General features: G+C 71.6%; 25 protein-coding genes and 1 pseudogene. 14 read left to right on the forward strand and 12 right to left on the reverse strand.

What is annotated here, in order from left to right:
- Window positions 1-398: pseudogene (locus ACWC1K_RS43655) on the reverse strand (hypothetical protein); the annotation flags it as partial.
- On the opposite strand from ACWC1K_RS43655, the gene ACWC1K_RS43660 reads away from it, so the two are divergent.
- The 3 genes from ACWC1K_RS43660 (at window position 397) to ACWC1K_RS43670 (ending at window position 2,398) form a co-directional block, all read left to right on the forward strand.
- Window positions 397-516, forward strand: coding sequence for a hypothetical protein (locus ACWC1K_RS43660; protein ID WP_450839033.1), 120 nt, complete (start codon window positions 397-399; stop codon window positions 514-516). The pseudogene ACWC1K_RS43655 and the gene ACWC1K_RS43660 overlap by 2 nt on opposite strands.
- Window positions 517-570: 54 nt before the next feature.
- Complete coding sequence (locus ACWC1K_RS43665) at window positions 571-1,359, forward strand: hypothetical protein (RefSeq protein WP_450839034.1); 789 nt, start codon at window positions 571-573, stop codon at window positions 1,357-1,359.
- A gap of 76 nt (window positions 1,360-1,435) precedes the next feature.
- Window positions 1,436-2,398: a class I SAM-dependent methyltransferase gene (locus ACWC1K_RS43670; protein WP_450839035.1), complete on the forward strand. Its 963-nt coding sequence runs from the start codon at window positions 1,436-1,438 to the stop codon at window positions 2,396-2,398.
- A gap of 81 nt (window positions 2,399-2,479) precedes the next feature.
- Here the strand turns inward: ACWC1K_RS43670 and ACWC1K_RS43675 are convergent, their stop codons facing one another.
- A complete protein-coding gene (locus ACWC1K_RS43675; protein ID WP_450839037.1) occupies window positions 2,480-3,325 on the reverse strand; it encodes a helix-turn-helix transcriptional regulator in 846 nt (281 codons plus the stop codon).
- A 101-nt stretch (window positions 3,326-3,426) separates the two neighbouring features.
- Here ACWC1K_RS43675 and ACWC1K_RS43680 point away from each other — a divergent pair, with 101 nt between their 5' ends.
- From ACWC1K_RS43680 to ACWC1K_RS43695, 4 genes are all read left to right on the forward strand, one after another.
- Window positions 3,427-4,134, forward strand: coding sequence for an SDR family oxidoreductase (locus tag ACWC1K_RS43680; RefSeq protein ID WP_450839039.1), 708 nt, complete (start codon window positions 3,427-3,429; stop codon window positions 4,132-4,134).
- A gap of 164 nt (window positions 4,135-4,298) precedes the next feature.
- Window positions 4,299-5,279, forward strand: coding sequence for a hypothetical protein (locus tag ACWC1K_RS43685; RefSeq protein WP_450839041.1), 981 nt, complete (start codon window positions 4,299-4,301; stop codon window positions 5,277-5,279).
- Between the two features lie 73 nt (window positions 5,280-5,352).
- The gene (locus tag ACWC1K_RS43690; RefSeq protein ID WP_450839042.1) at window positions 5,353-5,994 is read left to right on the forward strand and encodes a hypothetical protein; all 642 of its coding nucleotides are present in this window, start codon (window positions 5,353-5,355) and stop codon (window positions 5,992-5,994) included.
- Window positions 5,995-6,159: 165 nt separating this feature from the next.
- A complete protein-coding gene (locus ACWC1K_RS43695; RefSeq protein WP_450839044.1) occupies window positions 6,160-6,774 on the forward strand; it encodes a sigma-70 family RNA polymerase sigma factor in 615 nt (204 codons plus the stop codon).
- 89 nt (window positions 6,775-6,863) lie between these two features.
- Here the strand turns inward: ACWC1K_RS43695 and ACWC1K_RS43700 are convergent, their stop codons facing one another.
- From ACWC1K_RS43700 to ACWC1K_RS43710, 3 genes are read right to left on the reverse strand one after another with little or no spacing between them, the layout of a single operon-like run.
- Window positions 6,864-7,610 (reverse strand): GntR family transcriptional regulator, encoded by a 747-nt coding sequence (locus ACWC1K_RS43700; protein WP_450839046.1) that lies wholly within the window; start codon window positions 7,608-7,610, stop codon window positions 6,864-6,866.
- The gene (locus tag ACWC1K_RS43705) at window positions 7,603-8,769 is read right to left on the reverse strand and encodes an acyl-CoA dehydrogenase family protein (protein WP_450839048.1); all 1,167 of its coding nucleotides are present in this window, start codon (window positions 8,767-8,769) and stop codon (window positions 7,603-7,605) included. Before ACWC1K_RS43705 ends, ACWC1K_RS43700 begins: the two co-directional genes overlap by 8 nt.
- 26 nt (window positions 8,770-8,795) lie before the next feature.
- Window positions 8,796-9,986 carry a CaiB/BaiF CoA transferase family protein gene (locus ACWC1K_RS43710; protein ID WP_450839050.1) on the reverse strand — a complete coding sequence of 397 codons (1,191 nt, stop codon included), beginning with the start codon at window positions 9,984-9,986 and terminating at the stop codon, window positions 8,796-8,798.
- A 452-nt stretch (window positions 9,987-10,438) separates the two neighbouring features.
- On the opposite strand from ACWC1K_RS43710, the gene ACWC1K_RS43715 reads away from it, so the two are divergent.
- Window positions 10,439-10,774, forward strand: coding sequence for an SAV_915 family protein (locus ACWC1K_RS43715; protein ID WP_450839051.1), 336 nt, complete (start codon window positions 10,439-10,441; stop codon window positions 10,772-10,774).
- 11 nt (window positions 10,775-10,785) lie between these two features.
- Window positions 10,786-12,120 carry a diaminopimelate decarboxylase gene (gene lysA / locus ACWC1K_RS43720; RefSeq protein WP_450839053.1) on the forward strand — a complete coding sequence of 445 codons (1,335 nt, stop codon included), beginning with the start codon at window positions 10,786-10,788 and terminating at the stop codon, window positions 12,118-12,120.
- 49 nt (window positions 12,121-12,169) lie between these two features.
- On the opposite strand, the gene ACWC1K_RS43725 is transcribed toward lysA, so the two are convergent.
- Complete coding sequence (locus tag ACWC1K_RS43725; RefSeq protein WP_450839055.1) at window positions 12,170-13,042, reverse strand: LLM class F420-dependent oxidoreductase; 873 nt, start codon at window positions 13,040-13,042, stop codon at window positions 12,170-12,172.
- A 118-nt stretch (window positions 13,043-13,160) separates the two neighbouring features.
- On the opposite strand from ACWC1K_RS43725, the gene ACWC1K_RS43730 reads away from it, so the two are divergent.
- Complete coding sequence (locus ACWC1K_RS43730) at window positions 13,161-13,700, forward strand: DUF1707 SHOCT-like domain-containing protein (protein WP_450839056.1); 540 nt, start codon at window positions 13,161-13,163, stop codon at window positions 13,698-13,700.
- A 61-nt stretch (window positions 13,701-13,761) separates the two neighbouring features.
- On the opposite strand, the gene ACWC1K_RS43735 is transcribed toward ACWC1K_RS43730, so the two are convergent.
- Entirely contained in the window at window positions 13,762-15,015 is a 1,254-nt protein-coding gene (locus ACWC1K_RS43735; protein ID WP_450839058.1) for an MFS transporter, read from the reverse strand.
- 143 nt (window positions 15,016-15,158) lie between these two features.
- On the opposite strand from ACWC1K_RS43735, the gene ACWC1K_RS43740 reads away from it, so the two are divergent.
- Window positions 15,159-16,079 (forward strand): LysR family transcriptional regulator, encoded by a 921-nt coding sequence (locus tag ACWC1K_RS43740; RefSeq protein WP_450839059.1) that lies wholly within the window; start codon window positions 15,159-15,161, stop codon window positions 16,077-16,079.
- A gap of 129 nt (window positions 16,080-16,208) precedes the next feature.
- On the opposite strand, the gene ACWC1K_RS43745 is transcribed toward ACWC1K_RS43740, so the two are convergent.
- Together ACWC1K_RS43745 and ACWC1K_RS43750 are read right to left on the reverse strand one after the other, a co-directional pair.
- A complete protein-coding gene (locus ACWC1K_RS43745) occupies window positions 16,209-17,420 on the reverse strand; it encodes an MFS transporter (RefSeq protein ID WP_450839061.1) in 1,212 nt (403 codons plus the stop codon).
- Window positions 17,421-17,586: 166 nt separating this feature from the next.
- Window positions 17,587-18,045 carry a MarR family winged helix-turn-helix transcriptional regulator gene (locus ACWC1K_RS43750; RefSeq protein WP_351464266.1) on the reverse strand — a complete coding sequence of 153 codons (459 nt, stop codon included), beginning with the start codon at window positions 18,043-18,045 and terminating at the stop codon, window positions 17,587-17,589.
- 133 nt (window positions 18,046-18,178) lie between these two features.
- Between ACWC1K_RS43750 and ACWC1K_RS43755 the strand changes: the two genes are divergently transcribed.
- Both ACWC1K_RS43755 and ACWC1K_RS43760 read left to right on the forward strand, forming a co-directional pair.
- Window positions 18,179-18,712 carry a 2'-5' RNA ligase family protein gene (locus ACWC1K_RS43755; protein ID WP_450839062.1) on the forward strand — a complete coding sequence of 178 codons (534 nt, stop codon included), beginning with the start codon at window positions 18,179-18,181 and terminating at the stop codon, window positions 18,710-18,712.
- 116 nt (window positions 18,713-18,828) lie between these two features.
- Window positions 18,829-19,182: a hypothetical protein gene (locus tag ACWC1K_RS43760; protein ID WP_450839064.1), complete on the forward strand. Its 354-nt coding sequence runs from the start codon at window positions 18,829-18,831 to the stop codon at window positions 19,180-19,182.
- Window positions 19,183-19,200: 18 nt separating this feature from the next.
- Here ACWC1K_RS43760 and ACWC1K_RS43765 read toward each other — a convergent pair whose 3' ends face one another.
- Together ACWC1K_RS43765 and ACWC1K_RS43770 are read right to left on the reverse strand one after the other, a co-directional pair.
- Window positions 19,201-20,223, reverse strand: coding sequence for a helix-turn-helix domain-containing protein (locus ACWC1K_RS43765; RefSeq protein ID WP_450839065.1), 1,023 nt, complete (start codon window positions 20,221-20,223; stop codon window positions 19,201-19,203).
- 399 nt (window positions 20,224-20,622) lie between these two features.
- Window positions 20,623-21,597 (reverse strand): alpha/beta hydrolase, encoded by a 975-nt coding sequence (locus ACWC1K_RS43770; RefSeq protein ID WP_450839066.1) that lies wholly within the window; start codon window positions 21,595-21,597, stop codon window positions 20,623-20,625.
- Between the two features lie 283 nt (window positions 21,598-21,880).
- On the opposite strand from ACWC1K_RS43770, the gene ACWC1K_RS43775 reads away from it, so the two are divergent.
- Window positions 21,881-22,762, forward strand: a complete 882-nt coding sequence (locus tag ACWC1K_RS43775) for an LLM class F420-dependent oxidoreductase (RefSeq protein ID WP_450839067.1) — start codon at window positions 21,881-21,883, stop codon at window positions 22,760-22,762.
- Here ACWC1K_RS43775 and ACWC1K_RS43780 read toward each other — a convergent pair.
- A complete protein-coding gene (locus ACWC1K_RS43780) occupies window positions 22,738-22,956 on the reverse strand; it encodes a hypothetical protein (protein WP_450839069.1) in 219 nt (72 codons plus the stop codon). The two genes, ACWC1K_RS43775 and ACWC1K_RS43780, sit on opposite strands and share 25 nt — an antisense overlap.
- Between the last annotated feature and the right edge of the window lie 78 nt (window positions 22,957-23,034).

The following is a 23,034-nucleotide window of genomic DNA, read 5'->3' on the forward strand; positions in this document are numbered from 1 at the left end:
TGGGGGTCCCTCCGTAGCGCTCCGGGCGGCGTTCTCGCTCCACACGTCCGCAGTCGGTGTGCTGCTTGTTGGGGCGGTGGGTCCCGCGCCCACGCAGACACCCCCGCCGCCCGCCTCGCGGCGACGTCAGCTTCCACAGGTGATCTGCCGTGCCGTTGCCGTCCCACCAGCAGCAGCCCGCTGTTGCAGTTGGCGATCTTGTAGTAGCCGTCGCCGGCCGGGACGAGCTGCCAGAGGTGGTCGGCGTAGAGGCCGGAGCCCGCGGCCGTCAACGTCCACGGCCGGCTGCTGCCCGTGCTCGGCGTGGCCTGGACGGCTGAGGTGCCCTGCGCGGTGCCCGCACCCGAGGTGTCGAGGGCGAGAGCGCTGTTCTTGTTGGTGATCACCACGATCGACATGGACCTCACCGAGATCGGCCGCCCCGCCGCTCCGAAACTGCTGGAGACCATCGACTCCGAGGCCGTGCCTGGGGTGCACACGGTGCCGTGCCGGCTGGTGGTGCGCGAGTCGACCTGACCGCCCTCGCCGCGGCGTTGACGGATACCCGCCGGGCTCCCGACGATGATCGGCATGCGTTTCCTACGGCGACTGCGCGGTGACCTCTCCGCGGGAGAGAACCTGGAGCTCTACGTCACGGCTCTCCTCTCCCTGACCCTCGCCGTACTCGGCGTGTTCGACGTGGCCGGCGGCAAGGTCCTGGCCGCCGCCACCCTGGCGACGCTCGCCCTGCTGGCCGGGAGCCTGCTGGGCAGCAGGCGCCAGATCGCCGACCTGGCCGCGGAGGTCCGGGCCGGCCGCTCCGGCGAGGTCTCCGCGGCGGACTTCTTCAGCCGGGACAAGCCCGAGGCCGTCGAACAGGTGCGCGCCGCGCGGGACATCAGGATCGTCGGGATCACCCTCGCCCGCACCCTGCGCAACCTCGTCGACGAACTGGAGCACCGCGCCACGGCCGGTGCGGTCGTCAAGGTCGCACTCATCGACCCCATGTCCACGGCACCCGCGGAGGCCGCCCGGCGCAGCACCATCGCCGACCGGCCCGAGGTCTACGAGAACCGGTTGCGCCCCTCGATCGACCTGCTCAAGGAGCTCGTGGAGAGGCCGGGAGTGGACGGCAGGGTCGAGGTCAGATTCCTGCCCTTCGTGCCCGCCCACGGGCTGATGCTCCTGGATTCCGGACGGTCCAACGGCATCATCCACGTCGACGTGTATTCCCACAGCTCCGCCAGCGGCGATGCCGTCTTCACGGTGCGGCCGGGGCGGGACGGCCACTGGTACGAGCACTTCCAGACCGAATTCGAGCGCGTGTGGGAATCGGGTCGTCCGGCCGGTGCGGCGGACGGCTTTCCCCCTGCCCGGTGACGGGTGGGACGAGCTGTTCACCGGACGTTCAGGCAGGCGACAATTTGTTCGGTCCCCAGTGAGTAGGTTCCCTTTCATGGCGACTGCACAAGCAACTGACAACAATCCCGGCGAGCTGAAAGACGTCCCGGGCTGGTTTCCGCCGCTGGACCAGGTCCTGTTCACCTGGTTCCTCGAGCGTCAGGAGACGCGTGGCTTCAGGGGCGACTTGCTGGAACTCGGCGCCTACATGGGCAAGAGCGCGATCCTGCTCGGCCGGCACCGCCAGGACGGCGAGGAGTTCACCGTCTGCGACCTCTTCGGCGGTGACGCCCCGGACGGAGCCAACCAGGCCGAGACGGCGAAGTCGTACTCCTCGCTCACCCGCCAGGCCTTCGAGCGCAACTACCTGTCCTTCCACGACGCCCTGCCCAGGGTGATCGAGGCCCCCACCTCCGTGATCTCGAAGGAAGTGGCCCCGGGCAGCTGCCGCTTCGTCCACATCGACGCCTCGCACCTGTACGAGCACGTCCACGACGACATCGGCGCGGCCCGCGACCTCCTGGTGCCCGAGGGCATCGTCGTCCTCGACGACTTCCGCTCCGAGCACACCCCCGGCGTCTCGGTCGCCACCTGGGAGGCCGTGCTCAACCGCGGACTGCGCCCCATCTGTCTCAGCACCCAGAAGCTGTACGGCACCTGGGGTGATCCGCAGCCGGTGCAGGAGGAGCTGCTGGCGATGCTCAGGGACCGCACGGACGTCGGCCTGAGCGTCCAGGAGGCCGCGGGACACTGCCTGGTCCGCACCCGCGCCCAGAAGGGGATCCAGCCGCCGCCCTTCCCGCGCTCCCGGTACTACACGGCGCCCGAGCCCCCCACATCCCCGACGCCCGCCCCCGCTCCCACTTCCGCCGTCCCCGCGGCTTCCGTGCGCCGCCGTCCCCGCTCCCGGGTCCGCCGCATCGGCGTGGACCTGCTGCCCCCGATCGTCACCCGGGCGATACGCCGGGCCCTCGCGCCCGGCGACCAGGGTGCACCGCGGCGTCCGTTCGCGCAGTAGTCCGGATTCCGTCCGCGGTGAGCGGGCGGGCCCCGCCTGCCCGCTCCGTTTCCGCCGGGCCCTGGCCGAGGAGAAGCTCCGCTAGCCCTTCCCGGCAAGGTTCTGCGTGCCGATCACGGAGATGAGATCCAGCTTCTCGGCGGCCTCGGTGCCCGGTTCGGCCGAGTACACGAGGATGTGCAGGTCGTTCTCCTCCACCCGGAGCAGGTCGCAGTCCAGCGTGAGCACACCCACCTGCGGATGCTCGACCGTCTTGCGCGAGCCCGCCAGCCGGCCGACCACGCCCGCGTCCCACAGCTGGGCGAACCGCTCGCTCTTCGCGCGCAACTCCGTTATCAGGCCTCGCAGTCGACGGTCGGCCGGATAACGGGCGGCGGCCGTCCGCAGCTCCGACACCATGCCGACCTGAAAGGCGCTCCATTCCTCCGGTGTGTGCCGCACCCGGCTGGGAAAGCCGAGGAAGTTGCGCCACACGCCGTTGCGTTCGAAACCCCGCAGGCCGGACGGGTCGCCCATCACCGCCGCGTACATCGGGTTGGCCAGCAGCAGCGTCATGGCCGCGTCGGAGACCGCGACGGGCGTGTCCACCAGCCGGTCGAGGAGTCGCTGGACGCTGGGCGTGATGAACCCCGGCACCACGTCCGGGCCCGGCGGCACCAACCCCGCCAGACCGTACAGATACGCGCGCTCGTCCCCGGACAGCCGCAGCGCCCGGGCCAGCGCCTCGACGACCTGTCCCGAGGGGTTGGCCGCCCGTCCCTGCTCGAGACGCGTGATGTAGTCGACCGAGATCCCGGCCAGCAGGGCCAGCTCCTCGCGCCGCAGACCGGCCGCCCGCCGGTGGCCGCCGGAGGGCAGCCCCGCCGCCTCCGGGGCGACCCGGTCGCGCCAGCGCCGCAGCGCCCGTCCGAGTTCCGTCGCCGTCATGCCCCCAGTGAACACCGCGGTCCCCGCATGTGCCTGGTACTCCGAGTCCCAGGAAGAAGGGTCTCCTGGCTGCTGGGGGTGGGGCGCCGCAGTCTGGACGCATGACGACAACACTGATCACCGGAGCCAACAAGGGCATCGGCCACGAGACCGCCCGCCAGCTCATCGCCGCAGGTCACACCGTGTACGTAGGGGCTCGCGACGCCGAGCGCGGACGCCGGGCCGCCGAACGGCTGGGCGCGCGCTTCGTCCTCCTCGACGTCACCGACGACGCCACGGTCGAGGCCGCGGCCAAGACCGTCGAGGCCGACGGCGGACTCGACGTACTGATCAACAACGCGGCCATCGAGACCAGGGGTGAGGGCAACACCGTGCCCACCCCCGAGACCGTGACCGCCGACCAGATGCGCAACACGTTCGAGACCAACGTCTTCGGCGTCGTCCGCGTCACCCACGCCTTCCTCCCCCTGCTGCAGCGCTCCGCCGCACCGGTCGTGGTCAACGTCAGCAGCGGCCTGGCCTCGCTGACCCACCTCTCCGACCCCGACCACCCCGCGCACTTCTACCCGGGCGTCGCCTACCCGACCTCGAAGACCGCGGTCAACATGCTCACCGTGCAGTTCGCGAAGGCGTTCCCGAACATGCGGATCAACGCCGTCGAGCCCGGCTTCACCAAAACGGACCTCAACGGCAACACCGGCACCCAGACCGTCGAGGAGGCGGCCCGGATCATCGTGCGCATGGCGCAGATCGCGCCCGACGGCCCGACCGGCGGCTTCTTCGACGTCAACGGCCCGCTGCCGTGGTGACGTCTCCCGACCGACAGGCGCCTGCGGCTCCACAGTCCGAGCGGCCGCTCCTTCTGACCGCCTTCGTGCAGTCCGCCCCGGGTGCGACAAAACGGGCTTAGGTGAATATTCGGCGCTCTCCGCTCGTACTCATGGGTGCGACCAGCGAGCGGAGGTGTCGGCTGATGACCGTCGACGACCGGCAGATCCAGGACCGTTCCCACCGGCATGCGGGCAGCCCGCCACGGCTGACACGGCGGGGAGTGGAGATCGCGCTGGGCGTCCTGTGGCTGCTGGACGGGGCGCTGCAGTTCCAGCCGTCCATGTTCACCCGGGGCTTCTTCGTCGACACGCTGGGCATGGCGAACATGGGCCTGCCCGGGCCTGTGGCGACGGTGGAGTACGACCTGACGAGCATGCTCGCCGCACACCCCGCGCTGTGGAACGCGCTGTTCGCCTCGCTGCAGGTCGCGCTCGGCGTGGGCCTGCTGTGGCGGCGCACCGCCCGCCCGGCCCTGGCCCTCTCGGTCCTGTGGGCGCTGGGGGTGTGGACCGTCGGCGAGGGCTTCGGCGGCTTGTTCATGGGCGGCACCGACCTGCTGACCGGCGCCCCGGGCGCGGCGCTGCTCTACGCACTGGTCGCCCTTACGCTGTGGCCGCGGACCGGCCCCGCAGGGCCGAGCATCGCCGATGGCGGGGTGCTGGGTGGTGTGGCGGCCCGCTGGGCGTGGCTCGTGCTGTGGCTCGGCATGGCGGCACTGGAGTTGGAGCCCGCCGCCCATGTGCCCGCCGCCCAGCTCTCCCACACCGGCGAGGACGAGCCGGCCGTGATCGCCGCCGTGAACCACACGGTCGGCGGGCTCGTCAGCGGATGGGAGGGGATGTTCGTCCTCGTCCTCGGGCTGCTCCAGGTGGCTGTCGGTGTCGGTGTCCTGGCCCCTCGCACGCGGCGCGCCGCGCTGTCGGCCGGCATCGCCCTGGCGGTCGCCGCCGGCCTCCTGGGACAGGACCTCGGCGGACTCCTCACCGGCCACGCCACCGACCCGGGCACCGGCCCTCCACTGCTGCTGTTCGCCCTGACGCTGTGGCCCCGCGCGACCACAGATGTCGGACCGGAGTCCCGCCGAGTTCCCGCCGATTTCCGTGGTCTGGATCACACGCTGTGAATTGAGTGGGGGCACCTGCGGGTTTCCGTACCCCTGCATGACGAGCGACGCCCGGATGCAAGGATGAGGCGCCATGACAGCAGGGTGGTGTTCTCGCACGATACGGGCCGCGGTGTTCGCGGCCGTCTGCGTGCTGCTCGCCGCCCTGGGCCACATCCTGATGTCCGGCAGCGAGGTGCCCGCCTGGGCGCTGGCCACCGGAGCGGGCGCCACCGGGGTCGTCGGCTGGTGCCTGGCGGGGCGGGAGCGCGGGCTGCCGTTGATCGTGGCGGTCGTGGTCGCCGTCCAGACGGTGCTGCACGAGGCGTTCTCGCTCGCCCAGTCGGTGACCGAGGCGTCCGGCGCGTCGGCCGCCATGGACATGCGTGGCATGGGCGCGATGCACATGGACACCATGGACATGGCCCACATGGATCACATGGGTCATACGGCGGCCGGCACTGCGCCGTCGGCGGGCATGCTCCTCGCCCACCTTTCGGCCGCGCTGCTGTGCGGGCTGTGGTTGGCGTACGGAGAGAAGGCCGCCTTCCGCATTCTCCGGGCCGTCGCCGGCCGGCTTGCCGCGCCGCTACGGCTGCTGCTCGCCCTGCCGGACACCCCGGAGCGCCCTCGCCCGCACCTGCGGCGTCGCCGCTCGGACCGCGAGCCCCGTCTTCTCCTTCTCGTCCATGCGATCGCCTCTCGGGGGCCTCCCGTGGGGACGGCTGTCGCCTGACGACAGCCGGCTTCCCGAGGCTGCCCGTGCGCGCCTCGGGTCATGGCCGTACGGCCGCACCGGCGCCGTAGCGCCCTTGTGCCGTAGGCCGTCCCCCACTCACCGGACCCCTCGCGCCCTCGTGCGCCCCGGTCCGGATCAAGGTCGACCTGAGAAGGACACCAGGTGATTACCTCTGCCCTGCCGACCTCGCGCGCCACGGACAAATCGGCGGCGCTCGACGAGTCGATCACGGCCTGGGCTCTCGCTGCCCGGAGCGGCGATGCGGACGCCGTCGAGCAGTTCGTACGCGCCCTGCAGCGCGACGTCCAGCGCTACGTCGCCCACTTGTGCGCCGACCCGCAGGCGGTCGACGACCTCGCGCAGGACACGTTCCTGCGCGCACTCGGCAGCCTGCACCGCTTCGAGGGCCGCTCCTCGGCGCGGGCGTGGCTGCTGTCCATCGCCCGCCGAGCGGTCATGGACAGCTACCGCCACGCCGCCGTCCGGCCCCGCCTGTCCGACGCGGCGGACTGGCGACTGGCCGTCGAACTGTCCCAGCCGCGCGACCTGCCCGGCTTCGACGATGGCATCGCCCTGCTGGACCTGCTGGCCGCCCTGCCCGACGAGCGCCGGGAGGCGTTCGTCCTCACCCAGCTGGTCGGTCTCCCGTACGCGGAGGCCGCCGAGGTCAGCGACTGCCCGATCGGCACGGTCCGCTCCCGCGTGGCCCGCGCCCGGGCGAGCCTGCTGGACCTGCTGGAGGACGCGGAGGAGCCCGCCGTGCCGGCGGCGGTCTGAACCGTCGTACGAGGGTGCCGGGGCGACAGCCCCGGCACCTGCACTGAGTTGACCGCCACGATCGTCTTCGAGGTCTACAGGGCAGCCCTTCACTGACCGCTGCGCCGCAGCCGCACGCGGTACGAGTAGTACTCGGGCAGGAAGTGGCTGATGGCCAGTTCGACGAGCTGACCGGCGACCGTCCGGTAGACGCGGTCGATGCGCAGCAGGGCGCGGCCGGGCTCGCAGCCCACATGCTCGGCGATCTCCGGGGAGGCCTCGGCGACGGTGATGCTCTGCTCGGCCTCGGCGATCGGTTCGGGCAGCCGCTGGTCGAGCAGGCCGATGACGGTGAAGGCGTTCGGTGTGCCCGGCAGCATCAACTCGTCGAGGGTCTCCAGCAGTCGGCCGACGGCGGGCGGCAGCCAGACCGACGTGTGGCAGAACGCGACGCCCTCGTGCAGCCGGAGAAAAGCCAGCTTGTGCACCCGGTCGGTGTTCAGGCCCAGTCGCCCGGCCGCGTCGAGGTCGACCCGTCGGTGCAGGGGCGTGACGACGTCCATACGGGTGTCGATGGACAGGCCCATCAGGTCGTCCACCGAGCCGAACTGCCGCAGATACTGCTCCTCGCGGGGAGCGGCGAACGTGCCGCGCCCGGGCACCCGGTAGACCAGTCCCTCGGCCACGAGGTCCTGGAACGCCCGGCGCACGGTCTGCCGGCTCACGCCGTAGGTCTCGGCCAGCTCCGCCTCGGTGGGCAGCCGGACACCGTCCGGGTAGTCGTGCCGCAGGATCGCCGCCCGCAACTCCTTCCCGAGCCGCGCGTACGTGCTCTCCCGCTGCGGTTGCTCAGCCATCGAGACCGCCCCTCGCCACCAGCTGCGCGGCGATCACGTTCCGTTGGATCTCGTTCGTGCCCTTGCCGACGATCATCAGAGGCGCGTCGCGGAAGTACCGCTCCACGTCGAACTCCGTCGAGTAGCCGTAACCGCCGTGGATCCGCACGGCGTTGAGCGCGATCTCCATCGCCGTCTCCGACGCGAACAGCTTGGCCATGCCCGCCTCCATGTCGACCCGGCGCCCGGCGTCGGCCTCCCGGGCCGCATGCAGCGTCAGGTGGCGGGCGGCCGTGAGCTTGGTCGCCATGTCGGCGAGATAGTTGCCGATGGACTGGTGGCGCCAGATGGGTTTGCCGAACGACTCCCGTTCCTGGGCGTAGCGCAGCGAGTCCTCCAGGGCCGCCCGCCCCACCCCGAGGGCCCGGGCGGCGACCTGCAGCCGCCCGGTCTCCAGCCCCTTCATCATCTGGGCGAAGCCGTGGCCCTCCTCCCCGCCCAGCAGGGCGTCGGCCGGTACGCGGTAGTCCTCGAAGGACAACTCGCAGCTCTCGACGCCCTTGTAGCCGAGTTTGGGCAGATCGCGGGAGACGACGAGGCCCGGTCCGTGCTCGGCGAGCAGGACCGAGATGCCCGTATGGCGGGGGCTGGCGGCCGGGTCGGTCTTGCACAGCAGCGCGATCAGGCCGGCGCGGCGGGAGTTGGTGATCCAGGTCTTCGCCCCGTTGACGACGTACTCGCCGTCCTCGCGGCGGGCGACGGTCGTCATCGCCTGGAGGTCCGAGCCGCCGCCCGGCTCGGTGAGCGCCATCGTGGCGCGCACCGCCCCGGTCGCCAGCCTCGGCAGATACCGCTGCTTCTGCTCCTGCGTGCCGTACAGCACCAGGAGTCTGGAGACGACGGTGTGCCCGCCCATCGCTCCGGCCAGGCTCATCCAGCCACGCGCGAGTTCCTCGGTGACGAGTACGAAGCACGGTGTGGAGACCGGGTTGCCGCCGTACTCCTCCGGGACGGCCAGGCCGTAGACGCCTAGTTCCTTCATCCGCTCGATGAGGTGCTCGGGATAGGTGTCGGCGTGCTCCAGCCGCTGGACGACGGGCTTGACGTCCTTGTCGACGAACTCCCGCACGGTCCGGACGACGAGGCGTTCGTCGTCGGAGAGAATGTCCAGGACGCTCATGGGGCGCAACTCCACATCGTCGGGGGTCAGATGACGGCGTCGGCGCGCAGCGCCCGGATGTCGTCTGGGCTGAGGCCGAGGCCGGTGAGGATCGTGTCCGTGTGCTCGCCCACCGCCGGCACGGGATCCATGCGCGCGGGGATGCCCGCGAGGTCGGCCGGCGGGAGCAGCGCCTGCACGGTCGCGCCGGGCACGGCCACCTCGCGCCAGCGCTCGCGGGCCGCCAGCACCGGATGATCCAGGAACGCGGCGACGTCGTTGACCCCGGCGCAGGCGATGCCGATCTCCTCCAGGTCCTTGAGGATCTCCTCGGCGTCGGAGCGGGCGCAGCGCTCGGCGACGATCGCGTTGACCTGGTCGCGGTGCGCGACGCGGTCGGAGCCCGTCGCGAAGCGCGGATCATCCGTCAACGCGGGCTGTCCGAGGAAGTCCGCACACAGGGCGACCCACTCGCGCTCGTTCTGGATGGAGAACAGCACCTGCTTGCCGTCGGCCGTCGTGAAGGCGCCGTACGGTGCGATGGTGGCGTGCTGGGTGCCGAGCCGGGCGGGCTGACTGCCGCCGTAGCGCGTGTAGTTCGCGGGCTGGCCCATCCACTCCGCCAGCGCCTCGAACAGGGAGACCTCCACCGGGTGCGTCCGCCCGGTGGTGGCCCGGGTGTACAGGGCGGTGAGGACGCCCGTGTAGGCGTACATCCCGGCGGCGATGTCGGCGACGGAGATGCCGACACGCGCGGTCTCGTCCGCGGTTCCGGTGAGGGAGACCAGGCCGGTCTGGCACTGCACCAGCAGGTCGTACGACTTGCGGTCGGCCCATGGCCCGCTGGTGCCGTAGCCGGAGATCGTGCACGGGATCAGCCGCGGGTAGCGCTCGGCGAGCGCATCGACGCCGAGCCCCAGCCGGTTGGTGGCGCCGGGAGCGAGATTCTGTACGAACACGTCGGCGCCGTCGAGGAGTTGGTGCAGGATCTCCATGCCACGGGGATCCTTGAGGTCCAGTGTGAGGGACTCCTTGGAGCGGTTGAGCCAGACGAAATAGCTGGAGTGGCCGTGCACCGTCGTGTCGTAACGGCGCGCGAAGTCGCCCTCGCCCGGTCGCTCGACCTTGATGACCCGGGCGCCGAGATCGGCGAGCTGCCGGGTGGCATAGGGAGCGGCCACGGCCTGCTCCAGGCTGACCACCGTGATGCCCGACAGGGGAAGCTGGTGCACCGTCATGCCTCCTGGCCCTCGTAAGGGATGTAGGGGAAGTGCTTGCGCAGCAGTTCGACCGTGCCCGTCCACGTCAACCCGTCCGGCAGCGCCGGTGGGGTACCTGCCTCTCCGCGGATTTGTACGGCCAAATCAGTGGCCCTGTCAACGACGTCTTCGGTGCCATGACCTGTGTCTCAGTGCGCTGTCTCGATGGGTCGGAGCAGAAATCCGTCCGATGGCGAGACTTTGTACGCAGCAATGCGCCGGACCGCGAGCCCGCGGCCCTCGCCGCTGTGTCAGCGCCACGTCAGTGTTTGCCCGATGCCCGTCAGCGTTGCGTCATGAGCCGGCGGATCACCGGGGCGGACAGGCATAGCGTCATCGGTGCGCCCCGTTCCGCCTCCCCGCGTTCGGGGCGCCCAGCCACTCGCCCGACCCGGACCCACTCGGGTCCCCCGTCCCCCTGGAGGCGTTTCATGGCAGACATCCTGTGCGGCGAAGACCCGGAACCTTCTGATCCGTTCCCGGTCGGACCACTGTTCGTTCCCGTCCGGCCGGGACCCCAGGGGTGTGTGACGCGTGTCTTCCGCACCCCTCTCGGCGACCGTACGGCCGTCGCCTTCACCTCCGAGAGCCTGCTGACGGCGACGCTCGGCCCCGGGCAGGCGTGGATCAGGCTCGCCGAGCCGGCTCTGCGCGCGCTGACCGAACCGCTCGGCGTCACCACCGTCACCTTGGATCCCCAGTTCACGGCCCGGGCCGCCCGGCCGGTGAACCCCGCCGTTCCCGCGCTCGCTGTACGCGTCGGCTGAGAGAGGACACGATGACCACCCTTCACGACGGTTCCGTCACCACCGTCGACGGCGACCTCTCGGTCTGGCCCGCGTCCACCACCGAGACCCGGCCCGGCGACCTGGCAGTCGGCGGCGTACCGCTCGCCGAGATCGCCGACCGCTTCGGCACACCCGTCTACGTCCTCGACGAGGCCGAGGTCCGCGATCGCTGCCGTACCTATCGCAACGCGTTCCCCGACACCGAGATCCTCTACGCGGCCAAGGCGTTCCTGTGCCGCGCGATGATCCACTGGATGGACGAGGAGGGCCTCGGGCTCGACGTCTGCTCGGCCGGTGAACTGGAGCTGGCGGTCATGAGCGGATTCCCGCCCGAGCGCATCGTGCTGCACGGCAACGCCAAGTCCCCACGCGACCTGGAATCGGCGCTGCGCCTCGGCGTGGGCCGCATCGTCATCGACAGCCCGTCGGAGATCGCCCGGCTGGCCGCCGCCGTCGGCCCCCAGGGCCACCAGAAGGTCATGGTCCGTGTCGTGCCCGGCATCAGTGCCGGCGGCCACGAGAAGATGCGCACCGGCACCGAGGACCAGAAGTTCGGCCTCAGCATCTCCGACGGGTACGCCCAGCACGCGATTGCCCGGATACTCGACCAGCCGCAGCTCGAACTCACCGGCCTGCACTGCCACCTGGGCTCGCAGATCACCAGCGTCAAGCCGTATCTGGCCGCCGTGCGGCGCATCGTGGGCCTCATGGCCCGCCTGCACGAGCAGCACGGTCTCGTCCTGCCCGAGCTCGATCTCGGCGGCGGCCATGGCATCGCCTACCGCTTTGGTGAGCAGGCGCTGGACCTGACCGTCCTGGCCCGCAAGGTCCGTGCCGAGCTCACCGAGGCGTGCGCGGCGGCCGGGCTGGCCGTTCCCCACCTGATCATCGAACCGGGACGGGCCATCGCCGGCCCCGCGGGCATCGCTCTGTACCGCGTGCTCGTCGTCAAGCACACCGGCGGTCACACTTACGTCGCCGTCGACGGCGGCATGAGCGACAACCCGCGCCCGGCCCTGTACGGAGTGCGCTATGCGCTCCGGCTCATCGGCCGCCGCACCAACGCCGACCGGGCGCCCGTCACCGTGGTCGGCCGGCACTGCGAGGCCGGCGACGTGCTCGCCGCCGACGTCGAACTACCCGCGGACGTACGCCCCGGAGACCTGCTCGCGGTCCCCGTGGCCGGCGCCTACCACCTGTCCATGGCCTCCGGATACAACCTCGTCGGCCGCCCACCCGTCGCCGCGGTGTGCGACGGCCGCGCCCGGCTCCTCGTGCGCCGTGAGTCACTGGACGACATCCGCAGCCGCGACGTGGGCCTCTGAAGCCGGTTGCAGAAGTCGTGCCGTCCCCTCTCCTCGGGGAAACCTCAGCTCACGTCAGTAGAGAAGCGAGCTTGCTCCAGGCCTCCCTCGGGAGGGACTCCCGCGATGGTGTGTTGCCGTCCACGATGTTCAGGGCCACGTGGTCCGCGCCCGCGGCGATGTACTCGTCGATGCGGGCGCGGATCTGTGAGTCGTCGCCCCAGGCGTAGACCGCGTCGATGAGGCGGTCGCTGCCGCCGTTCGCCAGGTCGTCCTCCGTGAAGCCGTTGCGGAGGAAGTTGTTGGTGTAGTTGGGGAGGGTGAGGTACATGGCGAGGTAGTCGCGGGCCACGGCGCGGGCCCGGGCCGGGTCGGGCTCCAGGACGACCTTCAGCTCCGGGGCCAGCAGCGGGGCGTCGCCCAGGCGCTCCCGGGACGTGGCCGTGTGGTCGGCGGTGACCAGGTACGGCATGGAGCCGGCGGCGCGTTCCCGGGCGAGGTCGATGGTCTTGGGCCCGAGGGCCGCGAGGAGGCGGCGGTCGGCGGGCTGGCCCGCTTCGTCCAGGGCGTCCAGATAGGACACCAGGGCCGAGTAGGGGCGCCGGTACTGCTCCGCGAACTTGGCGTGGCTGACGCCGAGGCCCAGGACGAAGCGGCCGGGGTGGGCGGAGTCCAGCTCGCTGAAGCTGGTGGCCGAGGCGGCGGGCTCGTGCTCCCAGATGCTCTGGATGCTGGTGCCGACCACGATCCGGGAGGTCGCCTCGATCAGCGGGGCCGCGTCGCGGGCGGAGGCGTTGCCGCCGAGCCAGAGCGCGCCGTAGCCCAGTTCCTCCAACTCCGCTGCCACCTCGGCGAGTTCACCGTTGCGGGACGGGTCCCCGAAGTGCAGGGCGCTGCTCCAGACGCCGTACCGTCCGACGGTTTCCTTCACGTGGGCGGTCATGAGTGGCGTTTCCCTCCGGTCGCTGTGCGTGGCAGCCGTACACCGGTGGCAACCGGAGGGTGCCGCCGGATCTTCCCGTCAGCCTTGGGGAAGCCGCGGCGCTGCTACCGTGGCTGTCATGTCCAACGAGCCGCCCGGCCTGCGGGCATCGCATGAGGACCGCGACCGGGTCGTGGAGGTGTTGCGGGTCGCCGCCGGGGACGGCCGACTCAGCGCCGAGGAACTGGACAGCCGGCTGGAAAGCGCGCTGACGGCGCGGACGCTCGGCGAGTTGGCCGAGCTCACCACCGACCTGCCCCTCGGGCCCGCGATGAACGGGAAAGACCTCCTCGTCGTCGAACAACACGGCGGCAAGTACGTACGGGACGGACGCTGGTCGGTACCCGCGCGCATCGAGCTGCGCACGCAGTTGTGCCGCGTCACCTTCGACTTCACCCACGCCGTGACCACCTCGGACGTCCTGCGGATCGAGACGGAGATGGCACACGGCAAGCTGGTTCTCGTCGGCTCGTCCGACCTCGTGATCGACACCGACCGGCTCAACCTCACCTACTCCAAGCTGAAGCTCCGCTCCCGGAAATCCGCTGACGCTCCGCGCCTGCGCATCGAACTGGTCGGAACGCTCGTGCATGCGAAGGTCGTCGAGAAGCGACGGTGACGTGAAGCGCGGGCAGCCGTGACTCAGCACCCTGCCCGCGGCGATGAGCGGCAACTCCGGGTCAGGCTGCTTCCTTGACGCTCGGCTGTGCCGTCTCCGAGGGGCCCGCGATACGGCGGGGCAGCAGCAGCGGGGTGGCCAGGACAAGGACGCCGGCGGCGGCGATCGCCGCGCGGGGGCCGGTCAGGCCGGCCAGCAGGCCCCACAGGGCGGTCATCGCGGCGGTCGTCGCCTTGGTGGTGACCGACCAGGCGGAGAGCGTGCGCGCCACCCGGCCCGGGTCCGTCTGCCGCAGCCGGATGGTGGCGTACACCGGGTTGAAGACGGCGCAGGACACGATCACCCCCAGCTCCACGACCATCACCAGCACCAGCCCCGCCGTGCCGGGCCCGACGAAGGCGAGGCCGATCGGCCAGAGCGCGCGCAGCGTCCCCGCGACGAGCAGCACCCGGCGCTCTCCGAACCGCGGCACGAGCCGGCGGGCGAGCCGCGAGCCGATGAGGCCGCCGACGCTGGGTACGGAGAAGGCCAGGCCGTACTGCCAGGCCGCGAAGCCGAGATCGCCGACCATCAGCACGGCGAGCAGCGGAAGCGACACCATGATCAGGGCGTTGTACAACACCGTGTTGAAGAACATTGGTCGCAGCGTCGGATGGGCGAGGATGTAGCGCCATCCTTCGAGCAGGCTGCCGCCCGGCGCCTGCCCGGGTCCCGGTGCCGGCCGTACGGGATGCGTCTCGGTACCGCCGATCGCGCGGATCCCGACGGCCGACAGGAGGAAGCTCACCGCATTGGCCACCACGGTCATCACCGGCCCGAACAGGCCCATCGCGGCCCCGCCCAGGGGCGGCCCCAGGATGGTCGCGGTCCACTGGGTCGCCTCGAACCGCGCGTTCGCGGCGAGCAGGTCCTCCGGCGGCAGCAGCGACTTGACGAAGGCCCCGCTTGCCGCGGTGAAGCTGATGTCGGCCGCGCCGACGACGACCGACACAACCAGAAGTTGTACGAAGGTGAGCGCGTCGAGCGCGAACGCGACCGGAATGGTCAGCAACACCCCACACCGGACCAGGTCCATGGACATCATCACGGGCCGCTTGCGGCGGAACTCCATCCACGGTCCGAGCGGTGTCGCCACCGCCGCCCCCACCGCGAGCCCGGCAGCCGACAGCACCGCCACCTCGGTCGCCCCGGCATGCAGCACGATCACCGCTATCAGCGAGAACGCGTCGAAGGCGAGCCATGTCCCGATCGCGCTGACGGTGTACGCCCCCCACAGCCATCCGAACTGCCGCCCCAACGCCTGCCCGCCCCGCATGCCGGCCTCCCCGTCTCGCCCGAATCCCGACCGGCGACATCAAAGCCGGTCGCGCGGCGCGGGGGCAAACAACCGACGCGCCGGTCACACGACAACCGGAAGTTGTGGGCCGATCGACAACCGGCCGTTGTAGAAAGGGGCGCGTGGACATCGACGCAGTGCGCACCTTCGTGGCCGTCGCGGACGCCGGACAGTTCCGGGAAGCCGCCCTCGGCCTGGACGTCACCCAGCAGGCCGTCTCCAAGCGGGTCGCCGCGCTGGAGAAGGACCTCGGTGCGCGGCTGTTCACCCGCACCGCGCGCGGCGCCCAGCTCACTGTCGACGGTCAGGTCTTCCTGCCCCACGCCCGCGAACTCCTGAAGGCCGAGGAGCGCGCCGCTGCCTCCGTGCGGCCCGGCCGCCGTGCCCTGCGCGTCGACGTGATCGGCCGCCGGCTCGCCCCGGCCGACCTGGTCCGGGATTTCCACCGGGCCCACCCCGACTCGGCCCTCGACGTGGTGACGCTCTTCGACGCCGACGCGGCGATCTCCGCGGTGCGCTCCGGCACCATCGACGCGTCCTTCCGCGCCCTCACCCTCCCGGCGCGGCAGCTGCCCGAGGGCATCGAGGCAGCGCGCGTCCACGACGAGCCCCTCGAACTCCTCACCGGCCCCCGGCACGCGCTCGCCTCGGCCCGTTCCGTCACCCCGGCTCAGCTGGCCGGGCACCGGATCTGGATGCCCGGCAACGTCGCCGGCACCGAATGGGCCGCCTTCTACGACGACCTGGCCGCGGCCTTCGGCTTCACCATCGAGGTCACCGGTCCCGACTTCGGCACCGAACCGCTCCTCGACACCATCGCCGACTCCCCGCTGCTCGCGACGTTCGTCGGCGTACAGACCCGGATGGTCTGGCCGGCCGACCACGACCTGCGCCGCATCCCGGTGCGCGCCCCCACGCCCGTCTACCCGCACTCGCTGGTCTGGCGCGCCGACAACCCGCATCCGGCGCTGGCTGAGCTCCGCGCCCACCTCGGCACCGCCCGGCGGGACGCAGGCACCTGGACCCCGAAATGGGCCCAGTGACAGCCTGAACCGGCCGCGTCCGGCGGCCGGTTGAGGCTGTCCGTGTCGGGGGCTGGTGCGCAGACCGGGGTCTGTGGCGGCGATCAGGCGTGACGGGATTCGGGATCACCCCGCTCACCCCGGCGGGGATCAGTGCCGTGCGGTGGCCGGGACGTGCTCGGCGGGTGCGGACGCGGCCACGACACGGCCGGCCGGACCGGTGCGGCGGTCGAGGAAGGCCGCCAGGAAGGACAGGAGCAGTGCGCTGCCGGCCAGCAGGGCGCCGACCCAGTTCGGCGCCGTGTAGCCGAGCCCGGCCGAGATGACGAGACCGCCGAGCCAGGCGGACAGCGCGTTGCCGAGATTGAAGGCACCGATGTTGGCGGCGGAGGCCAGCGTCGGGGCGGCCGAGGCCTGGTCGAGCACCCACTTCTGCAGGGGAGGCACGGAGGCGAAGCCCAGCGCACCGATCAGCGTCAGGGTGAGCGCGGCCAGGACCTTGTGGTGGGCGGTCGCCGTGAACAGCAGCAGCGCCAGGGACAGGGCACCGAGCGCGGTGAACAGCATGGGCATGAGGGCACGGTCGGCGAACCGGCCGCCCACCAGGTTCCCCAGGAACATCCCGGCCCCGAACAGCACCAGCAGCCAGGTCACCGCACCGGCCGAGTAACCGGCGACCTCGGTCATCATCGGCGTGATGTAGGTGATCGCGGCGAACACCCCGCCGAAGCCGAGGACCGTCATCGCCATCGCGATCCACACCTGCACGTTGCGGAAGGCGGCGAACTCGGTACGAATGGTGCCGGACTGCGGGCGGCCCAGCTCGGGCACCAGCTTCGCCACCCCGACGAGGCCCGCGATGCCGAGCGCGGCGACCGCGGTGAAGGTGACCCGCCATCCGGCGGCCTGGCCGATGAACGTGCCCAGCGGGACCCCCACCACGTTGGCGACGGTCAGGCCCGTGAACATCAGGGAGATCGCGGAAGCCTTCTTCTCCGGGGCGACCAGACCGGCCGCGACCACGGAGCCGATGCCGAAGAACGCGCCGTGCGCGAGAGAGGCGATCACCCGGCCGGCGAGCATGACGCCGAAGGTGGGGGCGAACGCGGACAGTGTGTTGCCCACGACGAACAGACCCATGAGGAACATGAGCATCTTCTTGCGGGAGACCTTGGTGCCCAGGACCGTCAGCAGGGGTGCACCGAAGACGACGCCCAGGGCGTAGCCGGAGACGAGCCGGCCCGCGGTGGGGATGGAGACGCCGAAGTCACCCGCGACCTCGGGCAGCACGCCCATGATCACGAATTCCGTGGTGCCGATCCCGAAGGCCCCGATGGCCAGGGCCAGGAGGGCGAGAGGCATGGGAAGTACCTTCCAGGCGATTGCGTGTAACGCTTACGGGCGTCGACAATAGTTGCAGACGCGCTATAAATGCAACCGCATCGAATGGCTGAGGCGGGTAGCAGGTGTGTGCAAGTATTGGGGCAAGTGAAAACCCCCGCAGTGAGGCTGCGGGGGTCTCGATGTGTCAGGCAGGAACGCGAAGCGTCTCGACGGCTTCGACCAGCGGGGCGAGCTCCGGGCTCCGGGCGGCCTCGTCCAGGGCCTCGCGCAGGGCCGCCTCATTGGTCGGGCGGGCCTCCTCCAAGAGTGCGAGGCCGGCCTCGGTGACGTTGGTGTAGATACCGCGCCGGTCGGTGGGGCACAGGTACCGGGTCAGCAGTCCGCGGTCCTCCAGGCGGGTGACCAGCCGCGTCGTGGCGCTCTGGCTGAGCACCACCGCGTCGGCGACCTGCTTCATCTGCAGGTGCCCGCCCTCCCCGTCGTGCTGGCGGCTCAGCACGTCCAGCAGGGAGTACTCGCGCACGCTCAGATCGTGCCCGGCCTGGAGCGCGCGCTCGATGTGGGCCTCGATCCTGCCGTGCAGCAGCGACAGGGCGGACCAGCTCGAGGCGAGCGCGGTGAGCGCCGGATCCGTCGCGGTCATGGGCTGGGTCCTCCGTCCCGAGTGCCTGCGGTCCAGGATAGGACATCTGTGAAATTGTCGGCGAGGGATGGTATGGCGCGTATGCAAGTGTGTCGGGTCGCGGCCGCGGGCATCCGCCTGGTACACCCATGGCATGGCAGACGAGCAATCCGGTCGTTTCACAGCGGGGCAGACGGCGCTCGTCGTACCCGTACCAGAGGCGGAAGCGGTGGTCCGGCCCTGGCGGGACCGCTTCGACCACGCGGCCCGAGCCGGTGTCCCGGCCCACATCACCGTGGTCTTCCCCTTCCTGCCCGCCTCCCTCGTCGGCGCCGGGACCTGCGCCGCCCTCGACGAGATCGTCGGGCGCCACCGCTCCTTCGAGGTGCGGTTCGAAAAACCCGGGCGTTTTCCCGGGGTGGTCCACCTCGAGCCCACCCCCGACGCTCCGTTCCGCAGGCTCACCGAGGCGGTCGTCGAACGCTGGCCGGAAGCCCCGCCGTACGGCGGGAAGTACGAGCCCCACCCGCATCTGACGGTCGCTCAGGGCCAGGACGAGGCCGTGCTGGACGAGATCGAGGCCGGTCTGCGCGCCGCCCTCCCCTTCACGGCCCGCGTGCCCACGGTCGACCTCGTGGCCTACGACGGCACCGACTGGCTGCACCGGGCGTCCCTCGCCCTCCGGTAGCCGTCCGGAACCACGCCGTCCTCGCCCGAAACCGCTTGGCCGCCGTACCGGCCTCGCCGGTATCGTCCGGACTCCGCCCGCCCCACCGCGGCCGATCCCTCCGGAAAGCGAACGCCATGACCAGCCCACGACCGACGACGACCCTGTGGCGCCCCACCGGCCCCAAGGAGCTGGACCTGGTCCGTGCGCTGGAGTGGCGCGCCTGGCCGCCGCGCCTGCCCGAGCAGCCGATCTTCTACCCGGTGCTCAACGAGGACTACGCCGTCAGGATCGCGCGGGACTGGAACGTCAAGCACGACGGCGCCGGCTTCGTCACCCGCTTCGAGGTCGACACGGAGTTCCTGAGCCGGTACCCCGTGCGGCAGGCCGGCGGCGAGACCATCCTCGAGCTGTGGGTGCCGGCCGAGGAGCTCGACGAGTTCAACGCCCACATCGACGGCGAGATCCAGGTGATCCACGAGTTCCGGTGAACCGCACCCGACGAAGGGCTAAGGCCGCGCCAAGTGCCGCATCGTCAGCGCCAGTTGCAGCCTGAGCCGGCCCTGCGGGGTGCGCAGCGGCCAGCCGAGCAGGTGCTCGGCCTGGGTGAGACGGTCCTGGAGCGTGGAGTGGTGCACGTTGATCTCGGCGGCCGCCGCGCGCTGGCTCGCCGTGGCGGCCACGGCGTGCAGTGTGGCCAGCAGCCCGGGCAGTGCGCGCGCCGCCGCTTCCAGGGCCCGGACATCGGGCGGCGGCTCGGCGCCCGGCACGACGAGATCCGCGAGCAGCGCGACGCCGCCCAGCTCGTCGGCGTACACCACACGCGGGCCGGGATCCCGTGCCGTGCCGTCGGCCGTGAACCGCAGGGCCGTGCGGGCCGCCACCCACGAGCCCGGCAGATCGAGCACCGGCACAGCAGGTCCCACACCCAGGCGACCGGCGGGCAACTCGGCGTCGCCGGGTCGGGCACCCGCGCGGGCCGCCAGGATGCGGGGCGGGCCGTCGCCGGGGGCGAGGGCGCGGATCCGTACGGCCGGGTCGGCGGGGTCGATGCCGAGGCAGCGGGCCGCGTGCAGCCGGGCCGGTTCGGGCACCGTGACGTCGAGCAGTGTCTCGATCAGAGCCGGGTCGTCGGCGGGGGAGGCAGGGGCGCGGCCCCGGGTGCGGTCCAGCACCAGCCGTATGGCACCGGCGGCACGCTCCAGGATCACCGCGTCGACGACGCTCGGTCCGGTTCCCGCCCGCTCCAGCCACAGGGCCGGGGTGCCGTCGGGCTCCAGTGCCGCGCACGGCCAGTCCGGCTCCGGCGGCGCTTCGGTGTCCCTGCGGGTGCCGTCGGGCTCGACCCGCACCCGTACGCGCCGGCCGGCATCGACGAGCCGCGCCGGACATCCGGCCAGCACGGCCGCCCCGCGCACCAGCCCCTCCAGACCGGCCCTGGTCTCGGCCAGCCGGTCGAAGTAGGCGATGACGCGTACAGCGGCACCGGCATCGGGATCCAGCGCGGTCAGGCGCCCGGCCAGCTCTTTCATACGGGCCATCATGCGCCATGGCGCACTCGATGAGGAGCGCCGGACTGCGCCGCTGTGTGCCCTCGCACGTCTGCCGGCGACGGCCCGTGCATCGTTCGAGGAGACCCTGGTGCCGGTCCTGGTCCGCCCCCGGCCCCCTCGCCCGGCTCCTCGGACCCGCCTGGGCGGATCCGCGGTACGAGACCGCCACACGAGGTCTCGCCTCCAGCACCGCACTCGCCGGCACGGTCGTCGTGTCCGTGCCCTGCGCGAGCCGGCAGCTCACGGTGGTGCGCGAGGCCGGCCTCGTCAGCGGCCGCCGGGACGGCAAGTCACAGCATCGCCCCGCTGGGCCTGCGACTGCTCGGAAACCGCGCCGGAGCGGCAGCCGAGGAACCCTCCTGACCGCCGCCCCGCCCGTTACCGCGCCAGCAGCCGCCGCAGCCAGTCCAGCTGTGCCGCGCGGGCCGCCTGGGACAGCGTCGCCTGCGGGGCGAAGCCGTCGAAGCCGTGGAAGCCACCCGGCCACACATGCAGCTCGGCCGCCCCGCCGGCCTGCCAGATCCGCGAGGCGTAGGCCACGGTTTCGTCGCGGAAGGTCTCCGCGGAACCGACGTCCAGGAAGGCCGGCGGCAGACCGGACAGGTCCGCGGCGCGGGCGGGCGCGGCGTACGACGGCACGTCCGGGCCGCCGCGCTCCTCGCCCAGCAGCGCCGTCCAGCCGGTCTCGTTGGCCGTGCGGTCCCAGATGCCGAGGCCCGCCATCTGGTACGTGGACGGGCTGTCGTTGCGGTCGTCCAGCATCGGGCACATCAGTATCTGGCCCAGCGGTCGCGGGCCCTTGCGGTCCCGGGTCAGCAGGGCCAGCGCCGCACACAGCCCGCCGCCCGCGCTGGCACCCGCGACCACGATCCGCTCCGGGTCGGCACCGAGCCCTGCGGCGTGCTCCGCCGTCCACAGCAGACCGGCGTACACGTCGTCGATCTGTGCCGGATACGCATGCTCCGGAGCCAGCCGGTACTCCACCGACACCACGACCGCGTCCAGCTGCCGCGCCCACTCCAGGGCCACGTCCACACCGACCCGGTTGTTGCCGATGATCAGGCCGCCGCCGTGGACGTGGTAGACGACGGGCCGCGGACCCTCGGCCGGCGGGGTTGCCGGGCGGCAGATCAGCAGGGAGATGTCGGGCGCGTTCTCGGGACCGGGCACGGTGCGGTCCTCGATCTCGAAGAAGCCGCCCGCGGTCAGGTCGAGCTGGGCGAGCATCTCGATGCCCGGCCCCTGGCGCACCAGGTCGATCTCGTCGAGGGTGAGACCGGGCCGCACCACGTCCTTGATCAGCTCGAGTGCTGCGGCAAGTTCGGGGTCGAACGGGGGCGGGACCAGGGTCATGACTGTCTCCTCGTGCAGGGCGCGGTGGCTCTGGCCGACATGATTCACGCACCGGCCGTCACGCGGAGCGCCGCCGTCCGGCGGAACCTGCCCGCCGAACGGCGGGTGCCGCCCGACATCTGCTCATGGCGCGACGGTGACGACGAGCCCCAGCCTGTGGGCCTCGAAGAAGCAGGAGACGCAGGCGGCGCCCTGAAGGGGTGCGGGACCGCCTTGACTTCGAGAGCACTCGAAGTCCTAGCGTCACCGGGGACGACAACGGCCCGGGCGGACGGAGACGGTCATGCGGGTGGGCGTACACATCAACCGGTTCAACCACAGCGGCGGCGGGCCCGCCCTCGGGGCGGAACTCGCCGCGACGGGCGCCGCGGCCGAGGCAGCAGGCATCAGCCGGCTGTCGGTCATGGACCACTACTTCCAGATGGAGTTCAACGGTGGCGCCGAGGACCCCATGCTGGAGGCCTACACGACCCTCGGCTATCTCGCGGGCCACACCTCCACGGTGCAGCTGGGTGCGCTGGTGACCGGCGTGACGTACCGGCACCCCGGACTGCTTGCCAAGATCGCCACGACGCTGGACGTCCTGTCCGGCGGTCGCGCCACCCTCGGTATCGGCGCCGCCTGGTACGACCGCGAGCACGCGGGCCTCGGCGTACCCTTCCCGCCACTCGCCGAGCGCTTCGAACGGCTGGAGGAGACCCTCCGGATCTGTCTGCAGATGTGGGACCCGCAGACGAACGGTCCCTTCGAGGGCAAGCACTACAAACTGGCCGAGACCCTGTGCGTCCCGGCGCCGGTCAGCAGCCCCCACCCCGAGATCATGATCGGCGGCGGGGGTGAGAAGAAGACCCTGCGCCTGGTCGCCCGGTACGGCGACGCCTGCAACCTGTTCGCGACCTCGCCGGAGGAGGTCCGCCACAAGCTGGACGTGCTGCGCGGGCACTGCGACGCCGAGGGGCGCGACTACGACCGGATCAGCAAGACGGTCGCCTACACGGGCGAGTCGGCCACAGCAGGGGACCTCGACACCTTCACGCGGGACATCTCCGGCTACACCAAGCTGGGCCTGGACACCGTGATCCTGGTGCCGCGTCTCGGGGAAACCGCGGCGTGGATCGAGAGCTTCGCGGCCCCGGCCGTTCAGCGGCTGGCCGGGCTGGACTGAGGCGCCGCGGGGCCGCTGCGCGAGACGACGCGCATCCCGCAACCGTCGACCACCCGGACCTGCAGCGAGCCGCAGCCGCAACGCGTCCACTCGGTGCGGCCCGCCGCGGTGCCGTGCCTCGACACCACCTGGAAGGGCTCGGCGCCGTCCGGCCAACCGCAGTGCGGGCAGGCGGTGCCGGTCGTGCTGGTCATGGCAACTCCTCGGTACGTCCTGACGGGTGGACCGTCGCGACACACCCAGAGTGCGGCGCAGCATCCGTACACGTCCAG

Source organism: Streptomyces sp. NPDC001492 (genome assembly GCF_053597275.1).

Coding starts and splice junctions, on each gene's coding strand:
- ACWC1K_RS43660 (WP_450839033.1), top strand. CDS start 397: ATGGACCTCACCGAGATCGGCCGCCCCGCCGCTCCGAAACTGCTGGAG.
- ACWC1K_RS43665 (WP_450839034.1), top strand. CDS start 571: ATGCGTTTCCTACGGCGACTGCGCGGTGACCTCTCCGCGGGAGAGAAC.
- ACWC1K_RS43670 (WP_450839035.1), top strand. CDS start 1,436: ATGGCGACTGCACAAGCAACTGACAACAATCCCGGCGAGCTGAAAGAC.
- ACWC1K_RS43675 (WP_450839037.1), bottom strand. CDS start 3,325: ATGACGGCGACGGAACTCGGACGGGCGCTGCGGCGCTGGCGCGACCGG.
- ACWC1K_RS43680 (WP_450839039.1), top strand. CDS start 3,427: ATGACGACAACACTGATCACCGGAGCCAACAAGGGCATCGGCCACGAG.
- ACWC1K_RS43685 (WP_450839041.1), top strand. CDS start 4,299: ATGACCGTCGACGACCGGCAGATCCAGGACCGTTCCCACCGGCATGCG.
- ACWC1K_RS43690 (WP_450839042.1), top strand. CDS start 5,353: ATGACAGCAGGGTGGTGTTCTCGCACGATACGGGCCGCGGTGTTCGCG.
- ACWC1K_RS43700 (WP_450839046.1), bottom strand. CDS start 7,610: ATGGCTGAGCAACCGCAGCGGGAGAGCACGTACGCGCGGCTCGGGAAG.
- ACWC1K_RS43705 (WP_450839048.1), bottom strand. CDS start 8,769: ATGAGCGTCCTGGACATTCTCTCCGACGACGAACGCCTCGTCGTCCGG.
- ACWC1K_RS43710 (WP_450839050.1), bottom strand. CDS start 9,986: ATGACGGTGCACCAGCTTCCCCTGTCGGGCATCACGGTGGTCAGCCTG.
- ACWC1K_RS43715 (WP_450839051.1), top strand. CDS start 10,439: ATGGCAGACATCCTGTGCGGCGAAGACCCGGAACCTTCTGATCCGTTC.
- lysA (WP_450839053.1), top strand. CDS start 10,786: ATGACCACCCTTCACGACGGTTCCGTCACCACCGTCGACGGCGACCTC.
- ACWC1K_RS43725 (WP_450839055.1), bottom strand. CDS start 13,042: ATGACCGCCCACGTGAAGGAAACCGTCGGACGGTACGGCGTCTGGAGC.
- ACWC1K_RS43730 (WP_450839056.1), top strand. CDS start 13,161: ATGTCCAACGAGCCGCCCGGCCTGCGGGCATCGCATGAGGACCGCGAC.
- ACWC1K_RS43735 (WP_450839058.1), bottom strand. CDS start 15,015: ATGCGGGGCGGGCAGGCGTTGGGGCGGCAGTTCGGATGGCTGTGGGGG.
- ACWC1K_RS43745 (WP_450839061.1), bottom strand. CDS start 17,420: ATGCCTCTCGCCCTCCTGGCCCTGGCCATCGGGGCCTTCGGGATCGGC.
- ACWC1K_RS43750 (WP_351464266.1), bottom strand. CDS start 18,045: ATGACCGCGACGGATCCGGCGCTCACCGCGCTCGCCTCGAGCTGGTCC.
- ACWC1K_RS43755 (WP_450839062.1), top strand. CDS start 18,179: ATGGCAGACGAGCAATCCGGTCGTTTCACAGCGGGGCAGACGGCGCTC.
- ACWC1K_RS43760 (WP_450839064.1), top strand. CDS start 18,829: ATGACCAGCCCACGACCGACGACGACCCTGTGGCGCCCCACCGGCCCC.
- ACWC1K_RS43765 (WP_450839065.1), bottom strand. CDS start 20,223: ATGAAAGAGCTGGCCGGGCGCCTGACCGCGCTGGATCCCGATGCCGGT.
- ACWC1K_RS43770 (WP_450839066.1), bottom strand. CDS start 21,597: ATGACCCTGGTCCCGCCCCCGTTCGACCCCGAACTTGCCGCAGCACTC.
- ACWC1K_RS43775 (WP_450839067.1), top strand. CDS start 21,881: ATGCGGGTGGGCGTACACATCAACCGGTTCAACCACAGCGGCGGCGGG.
- ACWC1K_RS43780 (WP_450839069.1), bottom strand. CDS start 22,956: ATGACCAGCACGACCGGCACCGCCTGCCCGCACTGCGGTTGGCCGGAC.